Genomic DNA, 22,966 nt, shown 5'->3' on the forward strand with positions numbered 1-22,966 from the left:
TGTCGCGTCTGTGTGTGGTGGCGCGGTGCGACGCTCAGCCGAGCGCCTGCACCACTCGTTCGAGGGCGGCGACCCGGCTGCCCTTGACCAGCACGGCGTCGCCGCTGCGGAGTCCGCTCAGGGCGTCGACGGCGCCCTCGATGCCCGAGACATGCGCCACGCCGTCGCCGTAGGCGGGCTCGTCCACCGCGATCACCGTCACGCCCAGTTCACGGGCCTGCTCGGCGACGGCGCGGTGGGCGGCGTCGCTGTCGTCTCCGAGTTCAGCCATCGTGCCGAGCACCGCGAACCGGCGTCCGGCCTCGACGCGCGCCAGTGCCGACAGGCCCGCCGCCATCGACGTCGGGTTGGCGTTGTAGGCGTCGTTGATGACGACGACTCCCGCGGCCGTGGTGCTCATCTCCATCCGCAGTCCGGACAGACCCGCGCGCAGCAGACCGTCGGCGATCCGCTCGACCGACACCCCCACGCCGCCGCCGGCAGCGGCCGCGGCCAGGGCGTTGCCGACCTGGTGCTCCCCGCGTGCCCCGAGCCGCACCGGCACGCTGCCCCACGGGCTGTGCAGAGTGAAGGCCGCACGCAACTGGTCGTCGAGCACGATGTCGGTGGCGCGCACGTCCGCGGCGGGATCGACACCGTAGGTCACGACCCGCGCGCTGGTCCGCGACGCCATCGCCGCGACCACCGGGTGGTCGGCGTTGAGAACGGCGAGCCCGTCGGCAGGCAGAGCCTCGACGAGTTCGCCCTTCGCCCGTGCCACATCCTCGATGCTGCCGAACATCTCCAGATGCACCGCCTCGACGCGGGTGAGCACTCCGACCGTCGGGGAGGCGATGGAGCACAGCTGTGCGATGTGACCGACACCGCGCGCGCCCATCTCCAGGACGACGGCCTCGGTGTCGTCGGGTGCGCCGAGCAGGGTCAGCGGCAGCCCGAGTTCGTTGTTGAACGACTTCTCGCTCGCGGCGGTGCGGAAGGTGGTCGACAGCACGCCGGCGAGCAGGTCCTTGGTCGACGTCTTGCCGACCGAGCCGGTGACGCCGACGACGCTGCCGGTGAGTCCGGCGCGGACGAAGCGACCGAGATCGGCGAGCGCCTCGGCGGTGTCCGCGACCTGGACGGCCGTCGCGGCGAGGGCCGGATCCGGCGTCCGATCGGTCAGGTACACGGGAGCGCCGGCCTGCACCGCCGCCGGGATGTAGTCGTGGCCGTCACGCGCGGCGACGATCGGCACGAACAGCTGACCGGGCCGCGCGGACCGCGAGTCGATGCTCGCGGAATCGACCGTCACATCCGGTCCGTGAAGGGTGCCGCCGGTCGCGGCGGCGATCTGACTGGCGAGGAGATGCACGACAGACCACGGTACAAGCAAGCACGTATGGTTGCATCCATGAGCACCCCCCTCATCCGCCTGGTCGTCCTCTACGGCGGAGTGTCCGCCGAACACGACGTCTCCCGTGTGAGCGCCGCCCATGTACTGGCCGCCGCGGATCGCTCCAAGTACCGCCTGATCCCGGTCGGCATCGACAAGCGCGGCGGATGGCACCGCAACGACGCCGCGGCCGAAGCCCTGGCCGCCGGCGCGGAACTGCCGAACAGTCTCGACGTCGAAGGCCCCGAGGTGAATCCGCTTCAGGTGCTGGCCGGCCGTCCCGAAGACCTCACCGTGGTGTTCCCGCTGCTGCACGGGCCGCACGGCGAGGACGGCACCGTGCAGGGCATGCTCGAGCTGTTCAAGCTGCCGTACATCGGCTGCGGAGTGCTGGCATCGGCGGTCTGCATGGACAAGGCGATGGCGAAGGAGATCGCCGCTCGCGCGGGCATCCCGCAGTGCAAGTGGATCACCTTCCGCGACGGTGTGGACGACGCCCGCCAGGTGCTGGCCGACGCGACCGAGCAACTCGGTCTGCCGGTGTTCGTGAAGCCGGCGAACATGGGCTCGTCCGTCGGCGTCAGCCGCGCCGACTCGATCGAGGAACTCGACGCGGCGATCAACCACGCCCTCCGTTACGACGACGTGGTCGTCATCGAGGAGACGGTGACCGGCCGCGAGGTCGAGGTGGCCGTCCTCGGCAACGCCGCCCCCGACGCGTCCCTCCCCGGAGAGATCAAGCCCGGCAGTGACTTCTACGACTACGAGGACAAGTACGTCACCGGCGCCGCCGAGCTGATGATTCCCGCACCGCTGTCGGACGAGGCGATCGCGCAGGTGCGCGAGTTGGCCGCCGACGCCTTCGTGGCGCTGCGCTGCGCGGGTCTGGCGCGCGTCGACTTCTTCTACGAGGAGGACGGTCGCGGCTGGCTTCTCAACGAGGTCAACACGATTCCCGGTTTCACCCCCGCATCGATGTACCCCAAGATGTGGGAGGCCACCGGGATCACCTATCCCGACCTGATCGACCGCCTCGTGACGCTGGCGCTCGAAGTGCATCGCCGACGGAGCTCGTTCTCCACCGAGCACTGAGCGTCATCGGTCGGTGCCGATCACCTCACCAGTGGCGGCGTCGACGACCACTTCGGTGTCGTCGCCGGCTGTGCCGACGTTGATCTCGTACACCAGGCGGCCGTTCTCGCGATGGAGCTTCCACTCGGACACCGGTCCGGCGACTCGCGCCTGCGCGGCCCTCATGGCGCGATCGGGTTCGACGGTGACTTCACCCGCCTCGAACCGCTCCGCGCCGGCGTGGGCTGCGTCGTCGCCGTGGAGATCGTCGGTCGTCTTCGCGACCACGCCGCCGTTCGCGGCGTCGATCGTGATGTCGGATTCCTGTGTGGCGGAGGCCAGCTCGATCTCGTACACGGTCCGGCCGTGCTCGGTCTCGAGCTTGACCGCGGTGGGCGACCCGGTGAACTGCGCTCCGGCGGTCCGCAGTGCGTCGCGCCAGGAGACGGCGGGCGCAGTCGCGGCGAGATCGACACCGCTTCGCGACGGCGCGGCCGACGCCTCCGGCGACTGCGACCCGGCGGTCCGGGTGATCGTCTCGGTCTTCGTCTCCGGCGTCGCGTCGTCGGTTCCGCACCCGGCGAGCAGACCTGCGCCCGCGGCCAGTACCGCGGCTGCCGAGAGTCTGACGTTCAGCGCATGTGTGTTCAAGGCGTGTCCTCCCAGAAGAGAAGTCTCGTCACGTGACTCACACCGTACGGACATTCTCCGGGCCGGACATTGGAAAAGGCCCCTGACCTGCTCTGCAGATCAGGGGCCCTCGGCGGTGGCGGAGGTGTGTGAGACTGCGACATCGTTGACACGTCTCATCGGGGGTTTTCCGCGCACATCGTTGACACCTGCGGCGCGACATCGTTGACGTTTTGGCCGCGGACATCGTTGACACCTGCAGCGCGACATCGTTGACAGTGACCTCGACGGTGAGCCGATGCCACGATCGGGCATGACAACCGAAGACAAACGACTGGTGATCGTCCGCGCGGTCCGCGACCAACACCTCACACCGACACAGGCTGCCGCGCGTTACCGAGTGTCCCGGCAGTGGGTGTACGAACTCCTCAAGCGATACGACCGCGAAGGACCCGCAGGTCTGGTGCCGCGCTCACGAGCTCCCCGTCATCGCCCCGGAACGACCCCGGCAGTGATCACCGACCGAATCATCGCACTGCGCCGACAACTGACCGCCGAAGGCAAAGACGCCGGACCAGAGACCATCGGATGGCACCTGCACAGGGAAGGACTGCAGGTGCCTGCGGCCTCGACGATCCGCCGCATCCTGCACGCCGCGGGCCTGATCACCCCAGAACCCCGCAAACGGCCCCGCAGTTCCTACATCCGCTTCGAAGCCGACCTGCCCAACGAATGCTGGCAAGCCGACATCACTCACTGGTACCTCGCCCACGGAGACCGGGTAGAGATCCTCGACTTTCTCGATGATCACTCTCGATTCCTGCTCCACATCAGCACGCAGAACGCATACACCGGAACAGATGTCGTCACCGTCATGAACGCACTGATCAACCAGTACGGGGCACCGTCATCGACCCTGACCGACAACGGGATGGTGTTCACCACCCGACTCACCGCACGCAACGCCGGCCGTAACGGCTTCGAGAAACTCCTCGAAGCCCACCACATCACCCAGAAGAACGGCTCACCCGGACACCCGCAGACACAAGGCAAGATCGAACGCTTCCACCAAACCCTCAAACGGTGGCTCCGCGCCCGCCCCCGACCCACCACCATCGAGGACCTACAAGCACATCTCAACGACTTCCGCACCTGGTACAACACCGACCGTCCGCACCGTTCGCTAGGCCGCCGCACACCCTGCCAGGCCTACACCGCGCTGGCGAAGGCACATCCGCAGACCACCACTGAACCAGAGTGGCGTACCCGGACCGACCGGATCGACAACCACGGCAAAGTCAGCCTCCGCTACGCCGGCCGCCTACGACACCTCGGAATGGGCCGAGCCAACATCGGCCAGCCAGTACTCATGCTGATCCACGACCACGACGTCATCACCACCCACGCAGAGACCGGCACAATCATCGCCACCCACCACATCGACGACACCCGCGACTACCAGCCGCCAGACAAGAACACACCGACAACCCGCGAACCCCCGGAAAAGCAATGAGTCGCGACATCGTGTGTAAACGATGTCGCGACTCATCACATCGGCGGTGGCGGAGGGATTTGAACCCCCGGTGCGGGGTTACCGCACACGACATTTCGAGTGTCGCACCTTCGGCCGCTCGGACACGCCACCGCGAAGAACTGTACCGCAGCCCGTCACCAGCACGAAATCGGCAGGTCAGACCCAGTTTCTCGACGATTCAGTGTCCGGAGCGCTTGTTGACGAGATCGTCGAACTTCTCCTTAGCCGTCTCGACCGCGCCGGTGACCTGCTCGCTGTTCGCGATCTCGGCCAGCTTTCCCTTCGCCGTCTCCACCGCGCTCACGACGTGCTCGTTGCTCGCGATCTCGGACAGCTTGTCCTTGGCCGTCTCCACGGCGCCGGCGACGTGCTCGTTGGCGGCGAACTCGGTCAACGCGGACTTCGCGTTCTCCACGGCACCGGCGACCTGCTCGCTGTTGGCGAATTCGTCGACCTTGCGCACCACCGTGTCGACGACCTCGGTGATCTTGTCGATGGGATCGGACATCTCATTCCCCTTCTCGCGATGTCTGCGCGGGCTGCGCCCACCTCCTCAATCTGCCACAGGCGCACGCGCGCGGCGAGAGCCCGGAAGCGAATTCAGGGATAGTTCAGGGCTGACCCCGACGGCCGGCGAAGAAGTCGCGGACCAGCGCGGCGCACTCGTCCTCACGGACCCCGCCGAGCACCTCCGGGCGGTGCAGCTGCCGCTCATCGCGCAGCACGTCCCAGAGTGACCCGACGGCGCCGGTCTTCGGCTCCCAGGCACCGAAGATCAGCCGCGAGACGCGCGACAGTCCGATCGCGCCGGCGCACATCGTGCACGGCTCCACGGTGACGACCAGGGTGCAGCCCGACAGCCGCCATCCGTCGCCGTGGCGGGCGGCGGCCGCCCGCAGCGCCAGGATCTCGGCATGAGCGGTCGGATCGCCATCGGCTTCGCGGCGGTTGGCGGCACGGGCCAGCTCGCTCCTGTCCGGCCCGAAGACGACTGCCCCGATCGGGACGTCGCGGGAGTCCGCATCCCGTGCCGCTTCGAGTGCGACGGACATCAGGGCCGCCGCGTCCCGGTCCACCGCTCCCCGATCCGGTCGCGGGCTGGGGTCCACCGGCATGGACCCGGTCAGCGACCGAGCTTGTCGAGTTCCGCGGCGAGCTCGTCGGCGAAGCCGAGGCGCGCGGCGATCATGCCGATCTGCTCGTCGGCGTACAGATCGGTGTCACCGACGATGATGCTGAGCACGGCGTCCGGCAGACCGAGGTCGGCCAGGATCGAGAGGTCGCCCTCCTCCCACGGATCCACGTCGTCGAGCTCGTCGGGATCGATGTCGGGGATGTCGACGTGCAGCGCGTCGAGGGCGTCGGCGGCGATGTCGTACTCCACCGCGGCGGTGGCGTCCGAGAGGAGCACGTGGGCTCCGGCGGGAGCCGGCCGGACGATGAGGAAGAACTCGTCGTCCACGTCCAGGAGGCCGAACACGGCTCCGGTGGCCCGCAGCTCCCGCAGCTGCAGTTCGGCGTCGTCGAGACTGTCGAGAGCGGACGGCTTCAGCGTCGTGAGCTTCCACCCCGACTCCTCGCGGACGACCGCGACAGCGAATCCTTCGACCTCGTCGTATTCGCTCTGCGCACCGGGCTTCGCCATGACCGCCACCGTAGTCGGTTTTCGGGACTCTCCCAAGTCGAACCGACCCCGATGTGCCACGCTGGAACCGTGTCTGCTGCACCGTCTCGCCCCGTCTGCATCCTCGGTCTCGGCCTCATCGGCGGGTCCCTGCTCCGCCGCCTCTCCGACACGGGCGGTCCCGCGTTCGGCTACAACCGCTCGGCGGGCACCGTCGAGGCCGCGGCGGCCGACGGCTACGACGCCTCCACGGACCTGTCCGCGGTCCTCGAGCGCGCCCGGAACGACGACGCGATCGTCGTTCTGGCGACTCCCTTCACCGCACTCGAACCGATGATCACCGCGGTCCGGGAGCTGGCGCCGGACTGTCTTCTCACCGATGTGGTGAGCGTGAAGGAGCAGGTCTCCGACCTCGTCCGACGGCTCCATCCGCGGGCCCGGTACGTCGGCGGGCATCCGATGACAGGCACCACCGCGTCGGGTTGGCCGGCCACCGATCCGGGGCTCTTCGAGGGCGCGATGTGGATGGTCGCGACGCACGACGACACCGTCGCCGACGACTGGCTCGACGTCGCGGGGATCGCCCTGGCCGCAGGCTCGTACGTGGTACCCGCCGCGGACGACGCGCACGACCGCGCGGCGGCGGCGATCTCCCACAACCCGCATCTGACCGCCGCGGTGACCGCCACGGTCGGCGCGGGTGAGAGCGACCTCGCGCTCCGGCTGGCCGCAGGCAGCTTCCGGGACGGCACTCGGGTGGCGGGTACCGCCCCCGACCTGCAGCGGGCGATGCTCGAAGCCAACTCGGTGGCCCTGCTCAACACGCTGAGCGAGACGATCGACCGGTTGATCACCGCGCGCGACGCACTGCGCGAGCACGGCGACGTCGCGGTGATCGTCGACGACGGCCACCGCGCGCGGCGCAAGTACGAGCGGATCGCCGGATCGCCGCCGGAGCCGATCACCGGCGTCCGGATCGGCGATGCCCGGTGGCAGGAGGAACTGCGCAGGCAGGCCCACCTGGCCCGGGTGTGGATGGGCTGAGCGGCCCGGATCAGATCAGCGTCGCGATACCCGCGTAGTCGCGCACGATGCCTGCGTCGTCGACCGTCAGATCGCGACGTCCCTTGGGACCGATCACCGTGACGCGGCCTTCCGGGCCGCCGACGTAGCTCTTCTGCACCGAGTCGATCTCACAGTCGGGCAGCCGGAGCCTGACGACCGGGACGTCGTCGCGGCGGACGCCGTCGGCGATCCCGAAGCGCCGGATCGGCAGTCCCTTGAAGAAGGGCGAGAGCTCCAAGTCGATCATCTCGGCCCCGTCGAAGTCACTGCGCACGGTGCTGGTCGGCGATTGGACCATCCAGCGACCGTCCATGTCACGGCTGATGTCGAGCGAGCTCTCGCCGCCGGCGCGCAGCAGGCGCACCGACAGCCGCCGCGTCACCCCGCTGTCGTTGGTGACGAGTTCGTACGATGCGGAGTAGGCCTCGGTGGTGTCGGTGGCGGCGGCCACGATGCGGCCGTACGCGCGGACCCGGGCACCGCTCAGATTCAGCCGCACTTGCTCGAACCGATCGCCGTCGGCGCTACGCCAGGTCAGCATCGCTTTCACGCCGGCATCGGCGGACGACGCGTCGAAGGAAGTCATTCTCTAACGGTAGCGTCATCCCTCGTATCGACAGGTGAGCATGCCCGAAGACTGCGCGTCCTGCGTCGTCTGACGGTCGACCACCTTGCCGTCGACCGTGATGCTGCATGACGCCGGATCGGTGTCCGAGAGGATCACGCTGACCCGCAGCAGCGCGTTCTGGCTGCCGCGCACGGTGTGCCGCCACGTGCCGCCGGCGTTGCGTTCGATCTTCACCGACGTGTCGTCGACGTACAGGATGGTCGCGCGCCCGGAGTCGACCTGGTACTCCACCGTCGCGGCGCCGGAGTGGACCGGCGGCTGTGCGCTGTCGGGATCGCGCGGCACCGACTGTTCGGGTTGGTCGGGCAGGCCCCGCAGATAGGGATCGTCGGTCGACTGCGCGTCGGGCGGATCGGCTCGCCGCACCGGGTCGTCGTCGCCGGTCGGAAACATCCGGAAGGCGAGCGCAAGGCACAGCACCCCGACGGCGACGACGGCGACGCCGACGGCGAGACCGCGACGTCGATCCGGAGGTGGCTGCGGCGCGGGCGCGGGTGGGGTGGGATCGGGCGGCGCGGCCGCGGGCGGCGGCCCGGCGAGAGCGCGTTCCCGGTCGTCGTAGGTGAACAACGGAGCGCCGTGCTCGCTGTAGCCGAGCGGTGGGTACGACTGCCCGGGAGCCAGCGGCGGCCGGTATCCCGGCGCCGGCTGCGATGACCGGTCCACGGCGGCTCCTCCCGACGACGTCCTCCCTTCGATGGTGCCAGAGGCGACGGCCCGGGCACGCCGACGGCCCGGATCCCCGATCGGGAATCCGGGCGGTCGCGGCCGGATCGGTCAGGCCTTGACGTCGGACGGATGCGTCGCCAGCGGAGTCACCGTGATGTCCATGTACGGGAACAGCGGCAGCCCCGACAGGATCTCGTGCAACTCGTCGTTCGACTCGACGTCGAAGATCGAGTAATTGGAGTACTCGCCGACGATGCGCCAGATCTGCGGCCACTTGCCCGACCGCTGAAGCTCCTGCGAGTACGCCTTCTCCCGCGCGACGGTCTCCTCACGGACCGTCAGGTCCATGTCGTGCGGAATCCGCACATCCATCCGGACGTGGAACAGCATCGGCTCAGCCCTCCACCGGATCGAGCACGAAGCCGTAATCGATCGTGTAGCCGCCGTGACCGTCCGGCTTCGGGTCGAGAATCAGTTCCGGCTTCACGGCGTCGGCGATGTCGTCGCCGTTGTGCGGATCGCCCGGGAAGTACAGCTGGGCGGTCAGCAATTCGTGCCCCGGAGCCGAGACCTTGACGTGCAGGTGAGCCGGGCGCCACGCGTGCCAGCCGGCCGCGGCGATCAGCTTGCCGCACGAGCCGTCCGTCGGGATCTGGTAGGGGGCGGGACGGATCGTGGTGATCTTGAACTTGCCGTCGGGGCCGGTCGAGAAGGTGCCGCGCAGATTCCACTCCGGGATGCCCGGGGCGAACTGCGAGTAGTAGCCGTCGGCGTCGGCGTGCCACAGCTCCACCTTGCCCTGCAGCGGGGTGCCGTCGGTGGAGGTGATCTGCGCCTCCCAGACCAGCGGATCGCCCGCCTCGCCGTCGCGCATCGGGATGGTGCCCTCGGCGCCCTGCTCGGGCGCATCCGGGACGTAGTACGGCCCTTCGATCGAGCCCTTGTTGCCGTGGCGGTGCGCGGTGTTGACGTCCTCGACGACGTGCTCCACCCACACGTCCAGGAACAGCGGCCACTCGCCGTCGAGGCCCACCTGGATCATCCACGCCTTGAGGGAGTTGTACTCGTCGTAGGTGACCTGGTTGTCGCGGATCGTCTGGTGGACCCCGGCCAGCACCTGGCGGGCGAGCTTGTCGACGCGCTCGGGGCTGACGTTCTTGACGGCGTCGTACGGCGACTTGTCCTGCTGGAAGCGCTCGGTGGCGGATGCGCCTGACGCCGCGGCGGACGGGCTGTGCTCGGTGGTGGTCATGACTGTCTCCTTTGATCTTCAGTTCGTCGTCTCGCCCATGGGCTGTGCGAGGAGTCGTTCACTTGTCGGTGCGGTAGCGGTCGAGTTTGTCGGGGTCAATGTCGATTCCGAGTCCGGCGCCGGATGAGGTCTGCAGGCAGCCGTCACGGATCTGGAGCGGTTCGGCGAGCAGGTCGTCGCTCATGTCGAGGAAGTTCGACAGTTCGCCCGCATAGTGCGAGGTCGCTTCGAACGCCGCACCGAAGGCCAGCGCGCAGGCCGTGCCTATCTGGCCGTCGATCTGATTGCCCATCACCATCTCCAGGCCGAGGCCCTCCGCCAGGTGATGCACACGCCGCGACTGCGTGAATCCGGTGCGGGCGGTCTTGATGTTGATCGCCGTGGCCGATCCCGCGAGGATCTCGCGAGTCACGTCGGCCGGCGTGGGAACCGATTCGTCCGCGATGAACGGGATGTCGAGCTTGCCGACCAGCCAGCGACGCCCGAGGACGTCGTCGGCGGGGCAGAGTTCCTCGGCGAACAGCAGGTCGAGGTCGGCCATCTCCTTCATGGCGCGGGCCGATTCGGCGGCGGTCCAGCCGCGATTGCCGTCGATGTACAGCTCGACGCTGTCGCCGAAGTGTTCGCGCAGCGCCCGTACGACGGCGATGTCGAGCTCGGCCGGGCGCCGCCCGACCTTCACCTTGAACGTCGAGATACCGTGCCGCTCGCGCACCTTGTGAGCTTCGGCGACCATCTTCGCCGGATCGTCGAAGCCGAGCATGTGGCTCACCCGCATGCGGTCGGTGTATCCGCCGAGGAGTTCGGAGACCGGCTGCCCGAGGGTCTTGCCCAAGGCGTCCCACAGGGCCATGTCGATCGCCGACTTGGCGGTGGGATTGCCGACGGTCCGTGCCAGCCTCGCCCCCACCTGTTCGCGTTCGAGCAGGGTGAGGCCGTGCAGTTGTTCGGCGAAGACGTCCTCGATGACGGCGACGATGCCGCGCTGGGTCTCGCCGTAAGTGTAGGGCCGCGGCGGCGCCTCGGCGACGCCGATCACCCCGTCGTCGGTGTGCACGCGGACCAGGACGTGCTCGGCCGCGTGCACCTCGCCCGAGGCGAAGTGAAGGGGTTTGAGGTAGGGAATCGAGAAGGGAATCGATTCCACCCGGGTGATCTTCAACGTGTCTCTCCCATCGAGGAGTCCAGGGCCCGCGCGGACGCGGACGCGAATGCAGCGGCGGCGACGGCGGCCACGGCGTCGACCACCGGGTTGTCGTCGCCCGCGCGCCGGGCGAGAGCCACCGGCATGGTTCCGGTGTCGGGCAGGTCGCGCACCACGACGTTCTCCAGCGGCAGTGCGCGGACGGAGGCGGGCAGCAGGGCCACGCCGAGTCCGGCGGCGACCAGCGCCAGGAGCACCGGGGTGCCGGAGGCGTCGTGGGCGCGGTGCGGGACGAAGCCCGCTGTGCGGCAGGTGCGGACGGCGGCCTCGTTGACCGCCGAGTCGCGACTGTCGTACATGACGAACGATTCGCTGCGCAGATCGTCCACCGAGACCACCGGTTCCACCGCGAGACGGTGGTCGGAGGCGACCGCCAGGACGAGTGGCTCCACGTCGATCGTCCGGACCTCGATCCCCTCTCCGACCACCGGCGGCCGGAGTACGCCGAGGTCGATGGCGCCGTCGCGGAGCCGATCGCACTGGTCGGGGGTCAGCAGATCGGAGACGATCCGCAACTCCACGTGCGGCAGTTCGCTGCGGACGGCCCGGGCGATGCGCGGCAGATGCGAGAACACGGCGATGCCGGTGAGTCCCAGGCGGACCACACCGCTGCGGCCGGCCGCGACGCGCTGCACGCCGTCGACGGCCGCGTCGATGCCCACCAGAATCCGGTCCACCTCGCCCTTGAGGAACTCACCCGCCGCGGTCAGCGTCACCTGACGGGTGGTGCGGGCGAACAGCGAGACCCCCAGCTCGGCCTCCAGTTGGCGGATCGCGTACGACAACGCCGGCTGCGCGATGTGCAACCGGTCCGCCGCCCGCCCGAAATGACAGGTGTCGGCGACGGCGGCGAAATATCGCAGATGCCGTAGCTCCATGTCGCGCTCCTGTCGGTGTGTCGATTCACCGGCCGGGACGCATCGTCATAGTCGCCCCTCTGTGTGATCCGGATCATCCGTACGACCACGGTAAGCACAAGATCCATACGACACCAGGACTCATTTTCGCCTTATTGATCTGTCCTGTTTATGAATCTACGCCTGGGTCAACACTGGGGTTTCTACTGGTGTGAGTGCCATCACGAGATGGGACCGTCGAGGGACAACGCACACAGGAGGTTCTCAATGACTGCGACCAGTTCTCGCCCCAGCGCGTCGATTCCCGGTACGGCGATCACCGCGGACACCCGCGAGCACGTCCGCGAAGTACTCCGGGACGCCGTCATCGACGACCGCGAGGCCGGGGTGTTCCGCGCCAACCGCCGGATCTTCACCGACGAGGACATCTTCGAACTGGAGATGCGGCACATCTTCGAGGGGAACTGGATCTACCTCGCGCACGAGAGCCAGGTCGCGAACCCGGGCGACTACTTCACCACCTACATCGGCCGCCAGCCGGTGGTCATCACCCGCGGCCGCGACGGCGAACTCAACTGCCTGATCAACGCCTGCGCGCACCGCGGAGCGATGATCTGCCGCCGCAAGACCGACAACCGGATGACGCTCACCTGCCCGTTCCACGGCTGGACCTTCCGCAACGACGGCACCCTGCTCAAGGTGAAGGACCCCGACGGCGCCGGATACCCGTCCACCTTCGACTGCGAGGGATCGCACAACCTCACGAAGGTCGCGCGGTTCGACAGCTATCGCGGGTTCCTCTTCGGCAGCCTCAACGCCGACGTCCTCCCCCTCGAGGAACACCTGGGCGACACCCGCCGGGTGATCGACATGCTCGTCGACCAGTCGCCGGACGGCCTGGAGGTGCTGCGCGGCGCGTCGACCTACACCTACGACGGCAACTGGAAGGTCCAGGCGGAGAACGGCGCCGACGGCTACCACGTGACCGCGACGCACTGGAACTACGCCGCCACCACCTCCCGGCGCACCACCGGGGAGTCGAAGAACGACGCGAAGGTGCTCGACGCCGGCGGATGGGGCAAGTCCGGCGGCGGCTACTGGTCGTACCCGCACGGTCACCTGTGCCTGTGGACCTGGGCGGCCAACCCGCAGGACCGGCCGCTGTGGGACCGGATGGACGAACTCAAGGCCCAGTTCGGCGAGGCCAAGGGCGAGTTCATGGTGAAGGGCTCACGCAATCTGTGCCTGTATCCGAATGTCTACCTGATGGACCAGTTCTCCACCCAGATCCGGCACTTCCGCCCGATCGCACCGGACAAGACCGAGGTCACGATCTACTGCATCGCGCCGAAGGGTGAGAGCGACGCCGCCCGTGCCCACCGCATCCGCCAGTACGAGGACTTCTTCAACGCGTCGGGAATGGCGACGCCGGACGACCTCGAGGAGTTCCGGTCGTGCCAGCTGACCTTCCGCGCGACCGCCGCGCCCTGGAACGACATGAGCCGCGGCGCCGAACACTGGCTCACCGGTCCGGACGAGGTCGCCACCGCGCTCGACATGCCGAACGTGATCTCCGCCGGCCTGAAGAACGAGGACGAGGGTCTCTACCCCGTGCAGCACGGCTACTGGCTCAAGACCATGCGCCGCGCCGTCGATGCCGAGGACGTCGAGACCGCCGTCGGCTGAGCGCGATCGGACCACCACTTCGTACCCGAGATCGGACAGGACTCATGACTACCGCCCAGACCACTCCGGCCGACACCGACGGCCGCAAGCTCATCACCCAGAACGCCATCGAACAGTTCCTCTACCGCGAGGCACGGTACCTCGACGACCGCGAGTTCGAGAAGTGGCTCGACTGCTACGCCGACGACGTCGTCTACTGGATGCCGTCGTGGGCCGACGACGATCGCCTCACCGAAGACCCCCGACGGGAGATCTCGCTGATCTACTACGGCAACAAGGGCGGGCTCGAGGACCGGGTGTTCCGGATCCGTACCGAACGGTCGTCGGCGACGTCGCTTCCCGAGCCGCGCACCAGCCACAACATCACCAACGTGGAGGTGATCGAACGGCGCGGCGACATGGTTGACGTCCGGTTCAACTGGCACACCATGTACTTCCGCTATCACACCGTCGACCCGTACTACGGCACGTCGTTCTACACGATCGACTTCTCCGGCGAGGCACCGCTGATCCGCCGCAAGACCGTGGTCCTCAAGAACGACTACATCCACCACGTGGTGGACGTCTACCACTTCTAGGGACTCACCATGACTGTCACTTCCGGCCCCGCATCCGGACGCACCGCGGCACCCGCCGAGGCGCCGACGCACCGCGTCGCACTCGCCTTCGAGGACGGGGTCACCAAGTTCATCGACTGCCGCGAGGACCAGACGGTGGCAGACGCGTCGTACCGGCAGCGGATCAACATCCCGCTCGACTGCCGCGACGGCGCCTGCGGCACCTGCAAGGCCATGTGCGAATCGGGCGACTACGACGGCGGCACGTACATCGACGACGCCCTGTCGCCCGCGGAGTCGGCCGACGGCTACGCCCTGCCGTGCTGCATGAAGCCGCGGTCGGACCTGGTGCTGCAGATCGCGGCCACGTCGGACGTCGCCAAGACCCAGGCCGCCGAGTTCAGCGCCACCGTGGTCGGGCTCGAGCGCCTCTCGCCCACCACGATGCGCCTGTCCGTCGAGATCCCGAACCGCTCCGAGCTGGCGTTCCTGCCCGGTCAGTACGTCAACATCGACGTTCCGGGCACGGACGACGGCAGCGGGAGTCCGGTGCGCCGCTCGTATTCCTTCGCGAACGGACCGCACGAGGACACTCTCGTCTTCCTGGTGAAGCTGACTCCCGGCGGCGCGATGTCGACCTATCTCACCGACCGGGCGTCGACCGGCGATCTGCTGACGCTGCGCGGGCCGCACGGATCGTTCTTCCTGCGCGAATCGATGCGGCCGGCACTGCTGCTCGCCGGCGGCACGGGCCTCGCGCCGATCCTCGCGATCCTGCGGAAGCTGCGCCACGACGGCAGCGCGCGCCGCATCCATCTCATCTACGGCGTCTCCACCGACGACGACCTCGTGGAGACCGAGACGCTCGACCGGATGCAGTCGGAGGTCGCCGGATTCACCTGGGACCACTGCGTCTCCGATCCCGGCAGCAGCGCCGCGAACAAGGGCTACGTCACCTCGCTGATCGCTCCCCGTCACCTCTACGGCGGCGACGTCGCGACCTACCTGTGCGGGCCGCCGCCGATGGTCGAATCGGTGCGCAGACACTTCGTCGAGGCGGGGATCGAACTGACCGGGTTCTACTACGAGAAGTTCGCCCTCGCTGCGGGCCCGTCGCCCGCCGAGCCGGTGACCGACGCAGTCGCGGCATCGGCGTCGGCGAACGCCGAGGCGCCCGTCGACGTGCCGATCGCGCCCGCCCTCGACGCCCGCGCCGTCGCGGGGCAGCCGGTGCTTCCGGCGATCAGCCTGCCCGGTCTCGAACCGCGGTCCGCGCCGGGCGCGGACGAGTCCCGGGCCCGCATCGCCGGGCAGCGGATCTGGCCGGAGCCGACCGCCGCCGAACCGTCTGCTCTGCTCGACGCCGACACCGGAGTCCTGGAACCCGGTGCGGCCAGGTCGATCGCCGGGCAGGAGGTGTTCCCCGGCTCGGCTGCCGCCCCCGTGGCGGACGTCGACGCGGCCGCCGAATCGGTGGCGACCCAGCCCGGGACCACGGCGGACGAGCCCGCGAGCATTGCACCCGCAGAGGTCCCGACGGTCGGTTCCGAGGGTTATGAGATCGGCGAAGAGCATCCCGAGATCCACGAATCCGATGCGCTCTTCGAAGCCCGAGCCGCGCTGGAACTCGGTGCTCTCGAGTTGATGATCGGCCGGATGACCTCGCAGCAACTCGCCGGGTATCGCCTCCTCGCGGAGGCCACCGTCCCGTACGTGGACGGCGATCGCTTCGTCGACTCAGCCGAGTACACGGCCACCAACGCCGCTTTCCACGACTACCTGTTCCACGTCACCGGCAACACCCACCTGCTGGAGGCGTACACCGCGCTCGGGGTCAAGGGCCGGATGAGCGAAGTACTGCGGACCGCCACCTGGTGCCATCCCCTGTGCACCCAGGACCATCTCGACATCGTCGCCGCGTTCGAAGCCGGAGACCGCGACACCGCCCGCGCCCTCATCAGCGCACACGGCGAACGATCCAAGCAGACGATGCGGCGAGCGATGGCCGACGAACTCGCCGCTCGCAAGCCACGGTTCGTGACTCCGGGACGGTTCGCCGGGAAGGTCGTCGTCGTGACGGGCGCCGGGCAGGGCATCGGCGAGGCCACGGCCCGCCGGATCAGCGCCGAGGGCGGACGCGTGGTGGTGGCCGACCGGTCCGAGTACGCGCGCACGGTCGCGTCTGATCTGTCGGCGAGCGGACCCGGCGCGATCGCGGTGAACGCCGATCTGGAGTCGTATGCCGGCGCCGCGGAGGTGATCGATCGCGCGCTGGCCGCCTACGGGCGGGTGGACGTGCTGGTCAACAACGTGGGCGGCGCCATCAACTTCAAACCCTTCACCGAGTTCACCGACGAGGAGATCCGCGCCGAGGTGGACCGTTCGTTGATGACCACGCTCTACGCTTGCCGCGCGGTGCTGCCCACGATGGTGGAGCGAGGCGGCGGCGTCATCGTCAACGTCTCCTCGGCGGCCACCCGGGGCATCCATCGGATTCCGTACTCCGCGGCCAAGGGCGGGGTCAACGCGATCACCGCCTCCCTGGCGATGGAGTACGCACCGGCCGGTGTGCGAGTGGTGGCCACTGCCCCCGGCGGAACCGACGCCCCGCCGCGCCGTGTTTCACGGGGAACACCGGTGCCGGCCGACGACACGCAGCGCGAATGGTTCCAGGCACACATCGACCAGACGCTCGACGCCTCCCTGATGAACAGGTACGGAACCCTCGACGAACAGGCCGCGGCGATCTGCTTCCTGGCCTCCGACGAGGCCTCGTACATCACCGGTTCGGTGCTTCCGGTCGCCGGCGGCGACCAGGGGTGAGCCCCATGCGTGCCCGTCGTTCGCGGCAGTCGACCGCGAGCGACGCCACGCGTCCGCCCTGACAGGAATAACCTCGACAACCATGATCATCGAGGCCGCCTGCGTCGGCCGGGAGAACGAACTGTCGGAGCTGACCGGCCGCGTCGCCGACGCCGCCGGTCCCGGCTTCGTGCTGATCACAGCCCCGCACGGTGCCGGGAAGTCGACGTTGCTGCGGCGCCTGTCGGAGATCCTGCGGGGTCGCCGGGTCCGGGTCGCCGCCGCACCCGAGCTCGGCGATCCGGCCGAGCTCTTCGGTGACGACCCCGCAGCGCTGCTGATCGACGACGCCGATCATGCGGACGACGCGGCTCTGCGCCGGCTCGGGCGGCTCGCCGCCGCGCGTCCGCAGGCCCACGTCACGGTGATCCTGGCCGCGGAGCGGTCCACGCCCGCCATCGCCGACCTGCTGCCGGACACCTTGCGACTTCCAGGTCTGGACCGCAGCGCCGTGGCGGAGATCGCCGCGGCCCGCGGGCGGTCGGTGCACCCGTCTCTTCTCGACGAACTGACCAGGCACACGATGGGCCGACCGCGCGAGATCGTCGAACTGCTCGACGAGTTGCCCGACCGTCTGTGGTCGCGGGCCGACGCAGCCCTGCCCGCACCGGCCCGTGAGGTGGAACGGGTCCAGACCGCCCTGGCGGCGTGTCGACCGGAGACGCGGCGGCTCATCGAGGCGATCGCGATTCTGAACGATCCGAACTCACTCGGCACGGCCGTGGAACTCTCGGCGGTCGGCGACGTGCTGTCCGCCGTCGACGAGGCGGTCGGAACCGGGCTCGTGGAGCCGGCCGCCGCCGTCGGTCCGGCCGCCTCGGCCCTGGCCGTGCCGACTCCGGTCACCCGTGCCGCGGTACTCGAAGTGCTGGGGCCCAAGCGGACCGGGTTGCTGCACCGCCGAGCCTCGGAGCTGGTGGCGGATCCGGCACGCAGACTGCATCATCGCGTCGCCGCCGCACCGGTGCCGGACGCCGAACTCGCGGACGAGGTCGCCGCACTGGCGGCCGATCGGGGCGGCGCGGGCGAATGGGCGGAGGCCGCCGAGCTCTACCGTGAGGCCGGGCGGCTGACCGACGAGCCGCTCCGGCATGCCGAACGAGTGACGCTCTCGGTGGACGCGCTCTTGGCCGACGGTGACTGCCTCACCGCCGGTTCCATGGTGCCGACGGTGGAGAGCCTTCGCGAGACTCCGCTGCGCAATGCGACACTCGCTTATCTGGCGATCCTGCGCGGACGATCGGCCGAGGCCCGGATCCGGCTCGACAGAGCGTGGGGCATCGTCAGCGTGGAGCGCGAACCCGCGATCGCGGCCCTCATCGCGCAGCGTTACGTACTGCACTGCCTGGTCCGCTGTCAGGGCGAGCGCCTCGTCGGCTGGGCGGACCGCGCGATCGACATGGCCGGAACCGCCTCGCCCGCCGGTGTGGAGGCCGCCGCGATCCGCGGGCTCGGCCTGGCATGGTCCGGCCGCACGGCCGACGCCGTCGCGTCGTACGACGCGCTGGGCCGCGACGTCCGGTTCGGAGCGCAGACGCAGCGGGTCGCCATCGGCCACGGCTGGCTGCAGCTGGGGCTGGACGAGGTGGACTCCGCGCGCACCAGTCTCGAGACGGCGGTGTCGATGGCGAATCTGGGCGGCTCCAAACGCATCACGCTGTGGGCACTGGGCTGGCTGGCCCGTCTGCGGTTCGTGAGCGGCGACTGGGACGGGGCACTGCTCACCGTCGCGCAGTCGCGCGAGCTCGCGACCACCAGCGGCATCACCCTCGCCACCCCGCTCGCCGACTGGACCGCGGCTCAGGTCCACTGCCTCCGAGGCGACCGGGAGGCCGCGGACGCCGCGGTCGCGCATTCGGCCCGACTGGCGGGCGACTACGAGATCATGCAGATTCCGCTGCTGCTGGCACAGGCGCAGATCGCCGAGGCGGCCGCCGATTACAACAAGGTCACCCGAGTTCTCTCCCCGCTGAGGCTCCTCGCCGAGGACACTCCGGCTCTCACCGAACCGGGCTGGTGGCCGTGGGTGGACGTGCTGGCCAACGCGCTGGTACTCGACGGCCGGCTCGAGGCCGCCGACAGTCTGCTCCGCCCGCACGAGGAACTGGCCGACCTGCGCGGGCATCGTTCGGCCGGTGCCCGGCTCCGCTACGCCCGCGGCCGCTATCTCGGTGCCATCGGCGACATCGCCTCCGCGCGAAGGAAGTTCGAGGAGGCCCTCGAGCTTCTCGACGGTCTGCCCCTGCGGCACGACCAAGCGCGCGTCAACTTCGCCTACGGGCAGACTCTCCGCCGGGCGGGCAAGCGGCGCGCCGCCGATGCGGTGATGGGCAACGCCCGCGACATCTACCGGTCGCTCGGAGCCACGGCGTACGTCGACCGCTGCGACCGCGAGTTGAAGGCCGGCGGCCTGCACGCGGTTCGCGGCGACCGCAGTTCTGCGGAGCTGACACCGCAGGAGGAGTCGGTGACCGCGCTGGTGGCCTCCGGGATGAGCAACCGGGAGGTGGCCGCCGAGCTCTACATCTCACCGAAGACGGTGCAGTACCACCTGACCCGCATCTACGCGAAACTCGGCGTCCGGTCGCGTTCGGAGCTGGCCGCGCTGCGCCGGTGATCTCGGCAGCGGCTACTGCGCCAGCAGATGGTCCAGCAATGCCGGATTCACGATCTGCGGTTGCTGAGCACAGGCCAGGTGGGCCGACTCGGGAACCACCAGCAGCCGACCGTCCTGGACGCCGTCGACGATCTCGGCCAGGACCGACGGTCCGGTCGCGGTGTCGTCGCGGCCGGCGATCGCCAGGGTCGGCGCGGAGATCGACGGCAGATCGGCGCGCTGATCCATCGCGGCGATCGCCTCGCAGCAGCCCGCGTACCCCTCTGCGGGCGTGCCCGCGACCATCGCCTCGTAGTAGCGCTTCCGCTCGGCGTCGGCGGACAGGTACTCGGGGGTGAACCAGCGGCTCACCACCGCCTCGGCGATCGGCGCGACACCGTCCGCACGCACGGCGGCCGCCCGTTCCGCGTACGACTCGGCGTTGGCCAGCCGGGCCCCGGTGCACAGCAGCGCCAGGCGCCGAACGCGGTGCGGTGCGCGGACCGCGACCCGCATCGCGGTCATGCCGCCGAGCGAGAGCCCCACCAGGTGGGCGCGGTCGACGCCGAAACCGTCGAGGAGCGCCAGCACGTCATCGGCGAGGTCGTCGATGCTGTACGGTCCGTCCGGCACCGGGCTCTGCCCGTGACCGCGGGTGTCGTAGCGGATCACCATGAAGTGCTGTTCCAGGTCGGCGATCTGCGCGTCCCACATCCGGTGCGTGGAGCCGAGCGAGTTGGAGAGCACGACGGCGGGTCCGTCGGGCCGGCCGCTGACCACCGCGTGGACGTCGACGGCGCTCATCGGATCGCCTCGAACACGGCCGCGAGTCCCTGGCCGCCGCCGATGCACATCGTGACCAGCACGTTTCGGGCGCGTTGTCGCTTCGCCTCATGGGCAGCGGTGACCACCAGCCGCGCGCCGGTCGCTCCGATCGGGTGGCCCAGCGAGATGCCCGAGCCGTTGGGATTGAGCCGCTCGTCGCCGGGCTCGACTCCCCATTCGGCCAGGACGGCCAGCACCTGCGCGGCGAAGGCCTCGTTGAGTTCGATGAGGTCGATGTCGTCGAGTGTCAGTCCGGCGCGCGCGAGTGCCTTGGCGGTGGCACCGACCGGCCCGATCCCCATCTCCTCGGGTGCGCATCCGGTGACGGCCCACGAACGCAGTGCGAGCATCGGATCGAGGTCGCGCCGCTCCGCTTCGGCGAGTGTGGTGACCACCATCATCGCGGCGCCGTCGTTCTGGCCCGAGGCGTTTCCGGCAGTGACGGTCGAGTCGGGGTCGACGGCCAGGCGGATCGGGCGCAGTCGGGCCAGCGATTCGGCCGTGGTGCCGGGACGTGGATGCTCGTCCCGGTCTACGACGACGTCGGGGTCGCGGCGGCCGCCCGGGACGGTGACCGGAACGATCTCGTCGGTGAATCGGCCGGCCTCGATGGCGGCGAGGGCACGGCGATGCGATTCGGCGGACAGCCGATCCTGTTGCTCTCGGGTGAGTCCGTAGCGGGCGCGCAGATTCTCGGCGGTCTCGATCATCCCTCCCGGCACCGGATGCGATTGCCCGCCCGCCGTCAACCGAGCACGATCGAGGCGATCGCGCAGTTCCACGCCGCCCTGCCCGACCCCGGTGCGCAGGCCGAGCGCGTAGTGCTCGACGGTGGACATCGACTCGGCGCCGCCCGCGACGATCAGATCGGCCCCTCCCCCGGCGATCTGCGCCGCCCCGGACAGGACGGCCTGCAGACCCGAGCCGCAGCGGCGGTCGAGCTGCATTCCGGGCACCCCGGCGCCGAGTCCGGCGTCGAGGGCGGCGATCCGGCCGAGAGCCGGCGACTCGCCGCTCGGATACCCCTGTCCCAGCACGACGTCGTCGACCTCGTTCTCTCCGAGACCGGTCCGGGCGACGAGCTCGCTGAGCAGGTCGGTCGCGAGGCGGTCGACCGTCAGCTTCGCCAGCGCTCCGCCCATGCGGCCGACCGGTGTCCGCAGCGGGGAACAGATCACGATGTCGTCGTGGGTGCGAATGCCGGACGCAGTAACCATGCGTCCAGCCTAGAAAGCCGGACCCATATCGTGAAGTACATGTTCTACGATCGCTGAAACAGGAGAGGTATCAATCATGGAACTGCGGCATCTCCGGTATTTTCGCGTGGTCGCCGAGGAGCTGCACTTCCGTCGCGCCGCCGAACGTCTGCACATCGCGCAGCCGCCGCTGTCTTCGCAGATCAGACAGCTCGAAGAAGAGCTCGGCGTCCAGTTGCTGACGCGATCGACCCGTCGCGTGGAACTGACTCCGGCCGGGGAGGTGTATCTGGACCGGGTCCGCGAGATCCTCGACGCCGTCGATGCGGCCGGCGAGCAGGCGCACCGGGTGGCCGAGGGCATGCAGGGCGCGTTGACGATCGGGTGCGTCGGATCGGCCACCTATTCACTCTTCCCGCGTCTGGTGCGAGCACTGCGCGACGAGCTGCCCGGCGTCGATGTGAGCGTGCGCGGCGAGATGCTGGCCCCCGACCAGGTGACGGCGCTCGAGGCCGGCCGGATCGATCTGGCGCTGCTGCGGCCCCCGGTCACCAGTGCGCGCGTGGTGGTGGAGCCGGTGCGCCACGATCGACTGATCGCGCTGGTTCCCGACAGTCACCGGCTCGCCGGACGCGGCGAGGCGGATCTGGCCGACCTGCGCGACGACGACTTCGTGATGCACGCGGGCCACGGCCGCTCGGCGCTCAACGGACTGGTCACCGGCCTGTGCGCCGACGCCGGGTTCGTTCCGCGGATCCGGCACGAGGTGACCGAGACCTCGACTCTCGTCACGCTCGTGGCCGCCGGGCTCGGAGTGTCGGTGGTTCCCGAGCCGACGTCGGCTCTCGACATCGCCGGAGTCCGGTACCTTCCGCTGCGCCCCGAGGCAGGAATCGATCTGTCCGCGGCATGGATTCCCGAGCCGGCGTCTCCCGTCGTCGAGCGTGCGCTGACGGTCCTGCGGCGGATCGCCGCGGAGTGAGCCGGTACGAGGGCGCTGACGGTCCGCCCAATGGCGCCGGTTCGTCGTTCTAGGAACTTGTGCCGTAGTCCACCGACGAGAAGGTCCCCGTCGCGAACGACGGGGACCTTCTCGGAGTGCGCCCGTAGGGATTCGAACCCCAAACCTTCTGATCCGTAGTCAGATGCTCTATCCGTTGAGCTACGGGCGCGTAGTGGATCTTGCGATCCGCACTTCTTCAATTGTACCGGGTGCGTGTCCCGGTCGGCGGAGGCGAGAGGATTTGAACCTCCGGTTCCACTTTCATGGAACAACTCATTAGCAGTGAGTCCCATTCGGCCGCTCTGGCACGCCTCCCTGGTGGAGTCCTTTCGGGC

Annotated in this window: 21 protein-coding genes and 3 tRNA genes; 8 read left to right on the forward strand and 16 right to left on the reverse strand. The window is 69.2% G+C overall.

Going from position 1 to position 22,966, the window contains the following annotated elements; all coding sequences use genetic code 11:
* Positions 1 to 34 precede the first annotated feature (34 nt).
* The gene (murF, locus tag ACE11G_RS16345; RefSeq protein ID WP_045539048.1) at positions 35 to 1,351 is read right to left on the reverse strand and encodes a UDP-N-acetylmuramoyl-tripeptide--D-alanyl-D-alanine ligase; all 1,317 of its coding nucleotides are present in this window, start codon (positions 1,349 to 1,351) and stop codon (positions 35 to 37) included.
* Between the two features lie 39 nt (positions 1,352 to 1,390).
* Between murF and ACE11G_RS16350 the strand changes: the two genes are divergently transcribed.
* The gene (locus tag ACE11G_RS16350; protein WP_006897447.1) at positions 1,391 to 2,464 is read left to right on the forward strand and encodes a D-alanine--D-alanine ligase family protein; all 1,074 of its coding nucleotides are present in this window, start codon (positions 1,391 to 1,393) and stop codon (positions 2,462 to 2,464) included.
* A 3-nt stretch (positions 2,465 to 2,467) separates the two neighbouring features.
* Here ACE11G_RS16350 and ACE11G_RS16355 read toward each other — a convergent pair whose 3' ends face one another.
* Positions 2,468 to 3,094 carry a PepSY domain-containing protein gene (locus tag ACE11G_RS16355; protein WP_375003099.1) on the reverse strand — a complete coding sequence of 209 codons (627 nt, stop codon included), beginning with the start codon at positions 3,092 to 3,094 and terminating at the stop codon, positions 2,468 to 2,470.
* Positions 3,095 to 3,386: 292 nt separating this feature from the next.
* Between ACE11G_RS16355 and ACE11G_RS16360 the strand changes: the two genes are divergently transcribed.
* Entirely contained in the window at positions 3,387 to 4,586 is a 1,200-nt protein-coding gene (locus ACE11G_RS16360; protein ID WP_278125250.1) for an IS481 family transposase, read from the forward strand.
* A 44-nt stretch (positions 4,587 to 4,630) separates the two neighbouring features.
* Here the strand turns inward: ACE11G_RS16360 and ACE11G_RS16365 are convergent.
* The 4 genes from ACE11G_RS16365 to ACE11G_RS16380 all read right to left on the reverse strand — a co-directional run bounded on the left by ACE11G_RS16365 (position 4,631) and on the right by ACE11G_RS16380 (position 6,252).
* Positions 4,631 to 4,718 (reverse strand) — tRNA-Ser (locus ACE11G_RS16365).
* 67 nt (positions 4,719 to 4,785) lie between these two features.
* On the reverse strand, positions 4,786 to 5,115 hold the full coding sequence (locus ACE11G_RS16370) for a mannosyltransferase (RefSeq protein ID WP_222110878.1): 330 nt from the start codon (positions 5,113 to 5,115) through the stop codon (positions 4,786 to 4,788).
* Between the two features lie 103 nt (positions 5,116 to 5,218).
* Positions 5,219 to 5,722: a nucleoside deaminase gene (locus tag ACE11G_RS16375; protein ID WP_278125883.1), complete on the reverse strand. Its 504-nt coding sequence runs from the start codon at positions 5,720 to 5,722 to the stop codon at positions 5,219 to 5,221.
* An 8-nt stretch (positions 5,723 to 5,730) separates the two neighbouring features.
* Positions 5,731 to 6,252: a tRNA adenosine deaminase-associated protein gene (locus tag ACE11G_RS16380; RefSeq protein WP_006897451.1), complete on the reverse strand. Its 522-nt coding sequence runs from the start codon at positions 6,250 to 6,252 to the stop codon at positions 5,731 to 5,733.
* Between the two features lie 69 nt (positions 6,253 to 6,321).
* On the opposite strand from ACE11G_RS16380, the gene ACE11G_RS16385 reads away from it, so the two are divergent.
* Positions 6,322 to 7,275 (forward strand): prephenate dehydrogenase, encoded by a 954-nt coding sequence (locus ACE11G_RS16385; protein ID WP_375003102.1) that lies wholly within the window; start codon positions 6,322 to 6,324, stop codon positions 7,273 to 7,275.
* A 10-nt stretch (positions 7,276 to 7,285) separates the two neighbouring features.
* On the opposite strand, the gene ACE11G_RS16390 is transcribed toward ACE11G_RS16385, so the two are convergent.
* The 6 genes from ACE11G_RS16390 to ACE11G_RS16415 form a co-directional block, all read right to left on the reverse strand.
* Positions 7,286 to 7,882 carry a putative glycolipid-binding domain-containing protein gene (locus tag ACE11G_RS16390; RefSeq protein WP_006897453.1) on the reverse strand — a complete coding sequence of 199 codons (597 nt, stop codon included), beginning with the start codon at positions 7,880 to 7,882 and terminating at the stop codon, positions 7,286 to 7,288.
* 15 nt (positions 7,883 to 7,897) lie between these two features.
* Positions 7,898 to 8,590, reverse strand: coding sequence for a hypothetical protein (locus ACE11G_RS16395; RefSeq protein ID WP_062366171.1), 693 nt, complete (start codon positions 8,588 to 8,590; stop codon positions 7,898 to 7,900).
* A 111-nt stretch (positions 8,591 to 8,701) separates the two neighbouring features.
* Positions 8,702 to 8,983, reverse strand: coding sequence for a muconolactone Delta-isomerase (catC, locus tag ACE11G_RS16400; RefSeq protein ID WP_006897455.1), 282 nt, complete (start codon positions 8,981 to 8,983; stop codon positions 8,702 to 8,704).
* A gap of 4 nt (positions 8,984 to 8,987) precedes the next feature.
* Positions 8,988 to 9,845, reverse strand: coding sequence for a catechol 1,2-dioxygenase (catA, locus tag ACE11G_RS16405; RefSeq protein WP_375003105.1), 858 nt, complete (start codon positions 9,843 to 9,845; stop codon positions 8,988 to 8,990).
* A gap of 58 nt (positions 9,846 to 9,903) precedes the next feature.
* On the reverse strand, positions 9,904 to 11,007 hold the full coding sequence (locus ACE11G_RS16410; RefSeq protein WP_375003107.1) for a mandelate racemase/muconate lactonizing enzyme family protein: 1,104 nt from the start codon (positions 11,005 to 11,007) through the stop codon (positions 9,904 to 9,906).
* Positions 11,004 to 11,927, reverse strand: coding sequence for a LysR family transcriptional regulator (locus tag ACE11G_RS16415; protein ID WP_062366168.1), 924 nt, complete (start codon positions 11,925 to 11,927; stop codon positions 11,004 to 11,006). Before ACE11G_RS16415 ends, ACE11G_RS16410 begins: the two co-directional genes overlap by 4 nt.
* 246 nt (positions 11,928 to 12,173) lie before the next feature.
* Between ACE11G_RS16415 and benA the strand changes: the two genes are divergently transcribed.
* The 4 genes from benA to ACE11G_RS16435 all read left to right on the forward strand — a co-directional run bounded on the left by benA (position 12,174) and on the right by ACE11G_RS16435 (position 19,628).
* Positions 12,174 to 13,592: a benzoate 1,2-dioxygenase large subunit gene (benA, locus tag ACE11G_RS16420; protein ID WP_062366167.1), complete on the forward strand. Its 1,419-nt coding sequence runs from the start codon at positions 12,174 to 12,176 to the stop codon at positions 13,590 to 13,592.
* Between the two features lie 44 nt (positions 13,593 to 13,636).
* Positions 13,637 to 14,170, forward strand: coding sequence for a benzoate 1,2-dioxygenase small subunit (benB, locus tag ACE11G_RS16425; RefSeq protein ID WP_062366166.1), 534 nt, complete (start codon positions 13,637 to 13,639; stop codon positions 14,168 to 14,170).
* 9 nt (positions 14,171 to 14,179) lie between these two features.
* A complete protein-coding gene (benC, locus tag ACE11G_RS16430; RefSeq protein WP_062366163.1) occupies positions 14,180 to 16,972 on the forward strand; it encodes a benzoate 1,2-dioxygenase electron transfer component BenC in 2,793 nt (930 codons plus the stop codon).
* A gap of 82 nt (positions 16,973 to 17,054) precedes the next feature.
* Positions 17,055 to 19,628: a LuxR C-terminal-related transcriptional regulator gene (locus ACE11G_RS16435; protein ID WP_062366161.1), complete on the forward strand. Its 2,574-nt coding sequence runs from the start codon at positions 17,055 to 17,057 to the stop codon at positions 19,626 to 19,628.
* 12 nt (positions 19,629 to 19,640) lie between these two features.
* On the opposite strand, the gene pcaD is transcribed toward ACE11G_RS16435, so the two are convergent.
* Together pcaD and ACE11G_RS16445 are read right to left on the reverse strand one after the other, a co-directional pair.
* Positions 19,641 to 20,411 carry a 3-oxoadipate enol-lactonase gene (gene pcaD / locus ACE11G_RS16440; RefSeq protein ID WP_006897462.1) on the reverse strand — a complete coding sequence of 257 codons (771 nt, stop codon included), beginning with the start codon at positions 20,409 to 20,411 and terminating at the stop codon, positions 19,641 to 19,643.
* Complete coding sequence (locus tag ACE11G_RS16445) at positions 20,408 to 21,649, reverse strand: acetyl-CoA C-acetyltransferase (protein WP_062366158.1); 1,242 nt, start codon at positions 21,647 to 21,649, stop codon at positions 20,408 to 20,410. Before ACE11G_RS16445 ends, pcaD begins: the two co-directional genes overlap by 4 nt.
* 76 nt (positions 21,650 to 21,725) lie before the next feature.
* Between ACE11G_RS16445 and ACE11G_RS16450 the strand changes: the two genes are divergently transcribed.
* A complete protein-coding gene (locus tag ACE11G_RS16450) occupies positions 21,726 to 22,610 on the forward strand; it encodes a LysR family transcriptional regulator (protein ID WP_045537891.1) in 885 nt (294 codons plus the stop codon).
* Positions 22,611 to 22,727: 117 nt separating this feature from the next.
* Here ACE11G_RS16450 and ACE11G_RS16455 read toward each other — a convergent pair.
* Both ACE11G_RS16455 and ACE11G_RS16460 read right to left on the reverse strand, forming a co-directional pair.
* Positions 22,728 to 22,800 (reverse strand) — tRNA-Arg (locus ACE11G_RS16455).
* 57 nt (positions 22,801 to 22,857) lie between these two features.
* Positions 22,858 to 22,946: transfer RNA gene (locus ACE11G_RS16460), tRNA-Ser, on the reverse strand.
* Between the last annotated feature and the right edge of the window lie 20 nt (positions 22,947 to 22,966).

The sequence above is a fragment of the Gordonia sp. PS3 genome, from assembly GCF_041950545.1.
GTDB classification, from domain to species: Bacteria; Actinomycetota; Actinomycetes; order Mycobacteriales; family Mycobacteriaceae; genus Gordonia; species Gordonia sihwensis.